This window comes from Candidatus Neomarinimicrobiota bacterium (assembly GCA_041862535.1).
Classification (GTDB): domain Bacteria; phylum Fidelibacterota; class Marinisomatia; order SCGC-AAA003-L08; family TS1B11.
Map to the genome: position 1 here is coordinate 1 of JBGVTM010000372.1, position 6,408 is coordinate 6,408.

The window sequence follows — 6,408 nt, forward strand, 5'->3', positions numbered from 1 at the left end:
TATCGCTGCGGCGGTTGCTTCAGTAGCGCCCTCCTGCGGGCCGCCTGCCGATGGTGATGTAGTCAATAGTCCTTATTCCCAGCCGTGTCCATCCTCCGGGCGTCCCTTTCCCCTTGCCCGGCCAGCCTTAAGCACCGCAACTTCGGCCCGCCATGCCGCGTGCTATACTGCCTTTTGTGCGTCTGCATCCCCGGGGATTACTTTTGCTGGCAGGCGCCGTTTTTCTCTGGCACTGTGCCGCGGAGAATCCCCCCACCGGCGGCCCGCTGGATACTGAAGGACCGCGTGTCATCCTGGTAGAGGCCCCCAGCGGCACTCCGGACCTGGAGCCTGACCAGGACATCGAGATCACCTTCCACGAACTGGTGGACCCAGTATCGGTCCCCGGCTCGGTGGTGCTTACGCCGGAGATCCCCTTCAGCGTCCGGGTACGGGGCCGACACATCCGCATCCGCCCCGAAGAACCATTCCAGACCGGCCGTACCTGCGTCCTTACCCTCCAGCGGGGCATCCGCGACTACCAGAATAACAGTATCCCCCAGTCCTACCAGCTGGTCTTCAGCACCGGTGGAAAGATACCGGTCGGCCGCATCCAGGGCCAGGTGGCGGGGCTGGCGAGCTGAATCTTTACCTCACAGTATGTTCGGTTGGAGGTGGCCAGCGGCTTGATACCTTCCCGGTCTAGGGGTAACTTTGAACCTGTCATGTATTTCATACTTATATGAATCTCAGGTGAATACTTATGGTTACTGAACGCAGCAAACACGCAACCTTTTACGGTACGGCCACGCTGGGCGAGCGGGGACAGATAGTGATCCCCGCCGAGGCCCGCAAAACCCTCAACCTCGGCAAGGGCGAGAAGCTGCTCATCTTCGGCGCCGGACCGGACATGCTGTCCGTCGTTCGGTTGTCCACCGTTGAGAGACTGGCGACGAAACTGTCCGACCGGCTGGAGGTGATCCGCCGGGTGGTCGAGCAGGGAAGGGACTGACCAATGGCGATCATCGCGGCTCGGGGACTCACCAAACACTTCGACGAGCTGGTGGCAGTGAACCAAGTATCCTTCGAGGTGGCGAAGGGGGAAATCTTTGGCTTCCTGGGACCCAACGGCGCGGGAAAATCCACCACCATCAACATGCTGGCGACCCTGCTAACCCCCACCGCAGGGGAGGCGGAGATCAACGGGTATCCCATTCTGACGGCGCGGAATGAAGTGCGCCGGTCCATAGGTCTGGTGTTTCAGGACCCCTCGCTGGATGAGCGCCTGACAGCGGAGGAGAACCTGCGGTTCCATGCCCGGCTTTACCGGGTATCCCCTGCGGATTATCAGCGGCGGGTGCACGAAGTGCTACTACTGGTGGACCTGCTCGAGCGTCGGGACAGCCTGGTGAAGACCTTTTCGGGCGGCATGAAGCGGCGGCTGGAAATCGCCCGAGGGCTGATCCACTACCCGGCGGTACTCTTTCTGGACGAACCAACCCTGGGACTGGATCCCCAGACCCGGGCTCATCTGTGGGACTACATCCTGAAGCTGAAGCATGACAAGGGCATAACCATTTTCATGACCACCCACTATATGCACGAGGCGGAGTTCTGCGATCGGATTGCCATTATCGACCACGGGGAGGTCGTAGCGCTGGACACCCCGGCTGGTTTGAAAAGCATGATGGGCGGGGATATCGTCCGGCTGGTGAGCCGAGAGCGGGACCGGCTGCGGGAAGAGTTGGTTCAGCATTATCAGCGGGATGTAAAGGAATCCAACGGGGCGCTGCAGCTGGAAGTGCAGAACGGGGAGACCTTTCTGCCCCAACTGTTCCGGGACGTAACGGCGCCTATTGACGCGGTCGAGTTGCGCAAGCCCACCCTGGAAGACGTCTTTTTGCAATTAACCGGCCGGACGATCCGGGAAGAGGAGGCCTCTGGCAAGGACCGGCTGCGACAGCGGATGCGTAAAAGGAGGAGAACATAGTCCATGCCCTCGTACTTCACTCAGGCGATTCTCACCATCTGGCAGCGGGAGATCATCCGCTATGTACGGGAAAAACCCCGGATCATCTCCACCCTGGTGCAGCCCCTGATGTTTCTGGTGATCTTCGGGGCCGGGCTCCAGCGCACACTGGCGGCAGGTAACTTCGGCATTGACTACGTGAAGTTCATGTATCCGGGTATCATCGCCATGAGCGTCATGGGGGTGGCGTTTTTCTCAACCGTCTCGACGGTCTGGGACCGGGAATTCGGCTTTCTGAAGGAAATCCTGGTAGCGCCGGTCTCCCGGACGGCCATTGCCCTGGGCAAAGCACTGGGGGCTACCAGTATCGCTTCCACTCAGGCACTGATCCTGCTGGTGCTGGCACCGCTGATCGGGGTGCCCATCCACGTTGTCGCGATCATCCAACTGTTTGGGCTGATGCTGTTGCTGGCGTTTTCCATCGCGGGGATGGGGCTGTTGATCGCTTCCCTGATGCAGACCACCGAGAGCTTCGGCCTGGTGATGCAACTGCTCTTTTTTCCCATGTTCTTCCTGTCCGGGGCGTTCTTTCCGCTAACCGCTGTGCCGAAGTGGATGGTGGGGCTGTCCAGCGTCAATCCGCTGACCTACGGCGTGGATGTGTTCCGGCAGGTCCTGCTGGGCAGCGAGATGCCGGCTTCCGTGGCGACTATGATCGTGCTCCACGCCAAATCGAACGATGTCCTGTTCATGGTAGGTTTTGCGGTGGTGATGATCGGGGCGTCGGTGGCAGCGTTCAACCGGAGGCAGTAGAGCTTGGCGTCGATCCGACGGGACCGGACCCGGCCAATCAGGCTGTGCGGATTCGCCCCGCCTACAGCTGGATTCCCTCGCTTACAGCGGGATTCAGTCCTGCCCCCGGCACTTTCATTTCCAGACGAAATAAGGCCCAGCAAGATTGTTTTCTATACTCATCACTTATATTCACTTCAAACCACAAAGGACCTCGAACAAATGCACCAGTTGCCTCCAAGCAGGGGCACACTGTTTACTGCCGCCCGATACCATCAACTCTATTCTCCACCATGAGCTACACATGGTCGATCCGAGGGCAGGAGAATAGAGCGACTGCTATTTTTTGATTTCATTATATACGAGGATTTCGGTGCTATAAGCCGTCTTATCGATCCCAACGACGCGGAAGAGTATTTCAAAGTAGTCGGGTGCGGAACCGAGTTTTTCCTCAAACATCTGTTTTAACTGTTTGTTATTCTCAGAGTTTGTAAGATAATTCGATATTTCAGGTGCCCCTAGAGAGGAATAGGACGCAATAATGAGAATGGTATTATCAGCAGGACCTGGAAGTTTCAACGCTAATACAAGATCTTCATTTGGACCGGTCGAGTGCAAGTTTGTCTCAAACTGCAGCTGTTCTGTGCTGTCCGGTGGTGTGTAGACCACCCGGTGCGGTGTAATCTCGAATTCAAAATTAGAACTCGCCATGGTATACCCTAAGGCATACAGGCATTTGATACTGCCGACGAAAATAATATTGTATTCATCTAATATTTGGGGACTGATATCCGACGACTTCCTAAGTATCGGCTTCTGATTGACTGAATGAAGAAGTGAAAGTATTGGTGGCAGGCTCCAGATACTATGATAGGGGAAATAGGGTTCTGACTGAGAAATAACATTATGATTGGGGAACTGTGACTTGAACGATTCAAGATCCTCATTGGAATTAATGGTTATATCGCGAATGGTGAATTGTCTCTGATATTCATTGCTATATAGATCGAAAATGAAATGATCTCCCGGGACAACGAGAATTGGCAGCTGGGAGTGAATATATTCATTCCAGACATAGTCATCCGGCTCAATGACGGAGTAACGATCAAGTTGGGTGCGGATCGATTGAATATATACGGCGAGGGCAGTGATGGTGATGACCAGCGCAACGATTATAAAGGTCGCGTAATATTTGCGGATGTACTTGAGCAGGTATTTCGGGGAAGTAATAGCCTCTGATTTCTGGATAAAGCTGACTTCATAATGCCCTTTGGGAATGACTACCCGAACCTTGTCGTTCTTGCCTTCGGTGAAATAGTAGCGCTCCAGCTTCTTTCTTAGCTGATAGGTATGTGAACGAACGATGGTATCTTCCGCCGGATTGAAATCGGCGCCTTTTCCGAAGAATTCAATCGCGATCGTAGTTTCCTTGGGTGCCGTTCCGGCGACAGTTGATTCGAACAGATATTTCAGATACTGGGCGTAGGTCAAGGAATTGCAGAACTCCGAGCTCTCAATTATCTTATCGATGACCTTCTGATGGACGGAGTCGTCAGTCATTCTTCATGCTATGGAGAATCGGTAGTCCCTACTTAGCTCGCATGTTGATCACAGTGTTGCCCACCGCGGGGCGATCGATACATCCTGTTATCAAATGGCTTCACCCGCCGTGCTGGAGAGCACCTGTGAACATCTGAAATTACTGTTGTTCACTGTGTTTCACGGTTATTCACTCACTATAATATATCCTATCGGTATAACTTTGTCACTAATTCAGGACTTATTTTGTCAATTTCTATCTCAACCGGAGCCAGATGGGCTGGTATACTATCTGCCGCACCAATTTACTGTCCCCATTCTATTTCTACCAACAGTTATGCACAGGTACTGGATACCGTTACGGATTTTAACTTTTTGTTATTGTTATTCTTAACAAACGAAAGGAGGACCATATGAGGAGAAAAGTGCTACTGGAAGCTATTATCGTCATGGTTTCTCTGGGACTAGTCAGCGTTTCGGCACAATGGGAGGTGTTCGATTGCGACATAATCCCGGCTGAAGCTGGTTGGACTGAAGACAATGCCACGACTCCAGACGGAGTCTCAGAGGTTACCTGGGTAGTGGATGATCCCGACAATCCGGGTGAGAAATTTGTCAAGGTTGATACACAAGCCGAAGTATGGGATTTTAAGGAACAGTGGAGAAAGGAGATTGGCGGAGATCCGGTCACTGGTGTTACCCTGATGTTCAGGGCCGTGGCCTTGGATACGGCAACCTTCAATCGCGATTTCGATCTATACCTATATAACGGGACCTATAGAGAGAGACTGATCTCGAAGTTGAAAGGCACGAAGGTGAAGTTCGATAAGCAAGGTATTGAAGAATTTATCGACGTAACCAAGTGGCATATCTTTCGCTGGACAGCGATAAACGATTATTTCGAACTGTATGTCGATGATGATCCGCTCTCATACCTGTCTGGGGCATCAACCTCTACCGAGGAAATCGGTATGTTTTTCCGTTTTGGCGATGGTGGTGGCGACCTGTACGGTGCTCTCTACGATTGGTTCGCCTGGGACACTACCGGTGCTTATGCTCCAGGTACGGGGACGCCGCTACCTGATAGCTTGACTGGTATAGAAGCGATCAGTGTTAAAGGAGCAGAGCTGCAGCCCCAGAACTTTGAACTAAGCCAGAACTATCCCAATCCGTTTAACCCGGCGACTGAGATTCAGTATAAAGTAAGTGAAGCAGCTTCAGTTCGTTTAACTATCCACGACTTGACGGGTCGTCTTGTGAACACCCTGATCAATGAGACGAAACAACCGGGAACATATCAGGTGCAGTGGAACGGCCGTGATAGTCAGGGGCAACGTATGCCCTCCGGCGTATATTTCTATTCGCTGGATACCGGTTCCTACCGGGCCATAAAGAAGATGCTTTTAATCAAATAGAGAGGGATTGGGCCATAAAATAATAACATGCAGAGAGTGTGGCACAATTCCGCATACATTACCTAAATAAGGAGGATCTCATGAGGAAGAGTATGTTAATATACGCGCTTATCATATCCCTTAGCCTGGGCTTAACCACAGCGGCAGGCCAGTGGGATGTACTTGATGGCAGTCTTCTACCTGCGGATATCGGCTGGAGCGAGAGCAGCGCCACCCACGGCGATGGTGTTTCCGAGATCACCACGGTCATCCCCGATCCGGATATTGCGGGCAATAAGCTGATCCGGGTTGATAGCTACTACATGGGGGCCGAATTCAAGGAAATGTGGAAAAAGACCATCGGCGGCGATCCGGCAAACGGGCAGACCGTGGTGTTCCGGGCCGTCGCCCTGGATACTTCCCTGTTCGACCGCGGTATCGACGTGTACCTCTATGACGGTGCTTACCGGGATCGCATCACCACCCAGAACCACGGCACCTCGATCGTATTCGATAAGGCAGAGGTCTCGGCGGCGATCGATGCCACCGTCTGGCACATCTACCGATTTACCGGTAAGAATGACTCGCTCAAGGTCTACCTCGATGAGGCGGCAACACCCATTCTGGCTGCAAAATCACCGGCAAGCAGTACTGACAAGTACTTCCGCTTCGGCGATGGTGGTGGTGATACCTACGGAGCCGTATACGACTGGTTCATCTGGGATACCACCGGTG

General features: G+C 53.3%; 7 protein-coding genes. 6 read left to right on the forward strand and 1 reads right to left on the reverse strand.

Annotated features, from left to right (window positions below):
* Nucleotides 1–152 precede the first annotated feature (152 nt).
* The 4 genes from ACETWG_13455 (at nucleotide 153) to ACETWG_13470 (ending at nucleotide 2,761) form a co-directional block, all read left to right on the forward strand.
* A complete protein-coding gene (locus ACETWG_13455) occupies nucleotides 153–623 on the forward strand; it encodes an Ig-like domain-containing protein (protein MFB0517590.1) in 471 nt (156 codons plus the stop codon).
* A gap of 119 nt (nucleotides 624–742) precedes the next feature.
* Nucleotides 743–991: an AbrB/MazE/SpoVT family DNA-binding domain-containing protein gene (locus ACETWG_13460; protein MFB0517591.1), complete on the forward strand. Its 249-nt coding sequence runs from the start codon at nucleotides 743–745 to the stop codon at nucleotides 989–991.
* A gap of 3 nt (nucleotides 992–994) precedes the next feature.
* A complete protein-coding gene (locus ACETWG_13465) occupies nucleotides 995–1,969 on the forward strand; it encodes an ATP-binding cassette domain-containing protein (GenBank protein ID MFB0517592.1) in 975 nt (324 codons plus the stop codon).
* A 3-nt stretch (nucleotides 1,970–1,972) separates the two neighbouring features.
* Nucleotides 1,973–2,761 carry an ABC transporter permease gene (locus ACETWG_13470; GenBank protein MFB0517593.1) on the forward strand — a complete coding sequence of 263 codons (789 nt, stop codon included), beginning with the start codon at nucleotides 1,973–1,975 and terminating at the stop codon, nucleotides 2,759–2,761.
* A gap of 318 nt (nucleotides 2,762–3,079) precedes the next feature.
* Here ACETWG_13470 and ACETWG_13475 read toward each other — a convergent pair whose 3' ends face one another.
* Entirely contained in the window at nucleotides 3,080–4,231 is a 1,152-nt protein-coding gene (locus ACETWG_13475; GenBank protein MFB0517594.1) for a hypothetical protein, read from the reverse strand.
* A gap of 461 nt (nucleotides 4,232–4,692) precedes the next feature.
* On the opposite strand from ACETWG_13475, the gene ACETWG_13480 reads away from it, so the two are divergent.
* Both ACETWG_13480 and ACETWG_13485 read left to right on the forward strand, forming a co-directional pair.
* Entirely contained in the window at nucleotides 4,693–5,694 is a 1,002-nt protein-coding gene (locus ACETWG_13480) for a FlgD immunoglobulin-like domain containing protein (GenBank protein MFB0517595.1), read from the forward strand.
* A gap of 80 nt (nucleotides 5,695–5,774) precedes the next feature.
* Nucleotides 5,775–6,408, forward strand: a 634-nt coding sequence (locus ACETWG_13485; GenBank protein MFB0517596.1) for a hypothetical protein, incomplete at its 3' end; no start/stop codon positions are given.

Excerpts from the sequence above, each read along its gene's own strand:
- ACETWG_13455 (MFB0517590.1), top strand. The coding sequence starts at position 153 with ATGCCGCGTGCTATACTGCCTTTTGTGCGTCTGCATCCCCGGGGATTA.
- ACETWG_13460 (MFB0517591.1), top strand. The coding sequence starts at position 743 with ATGGTTACTGAACGCAGCAAACACGCAACCTTTTACGGTACGGCCACG.
- ACETWG_13465 (MFB0517592.1), top strand. The coding sequence starts at position 995 with ATGGCGATCATCGCGGCTCGGGGACTCACCAAACACTTCGACGAGCTG.
- ACETWG_13470 (MFB0517593.1), top strand. The coding sequence starts at position 1,973 with ATGCCCTCGTACTTCACTCAGGCGATTCTCACCATCTGGCAGCGGGAG.
- ACETWG_13480 (MFB0517595.1), top strand. The coding sequence starts at position 4,693 with ATGAGGAGAAAAGTGCTACTGGAAGCTATTATCGTCATGGTTTCTCTG.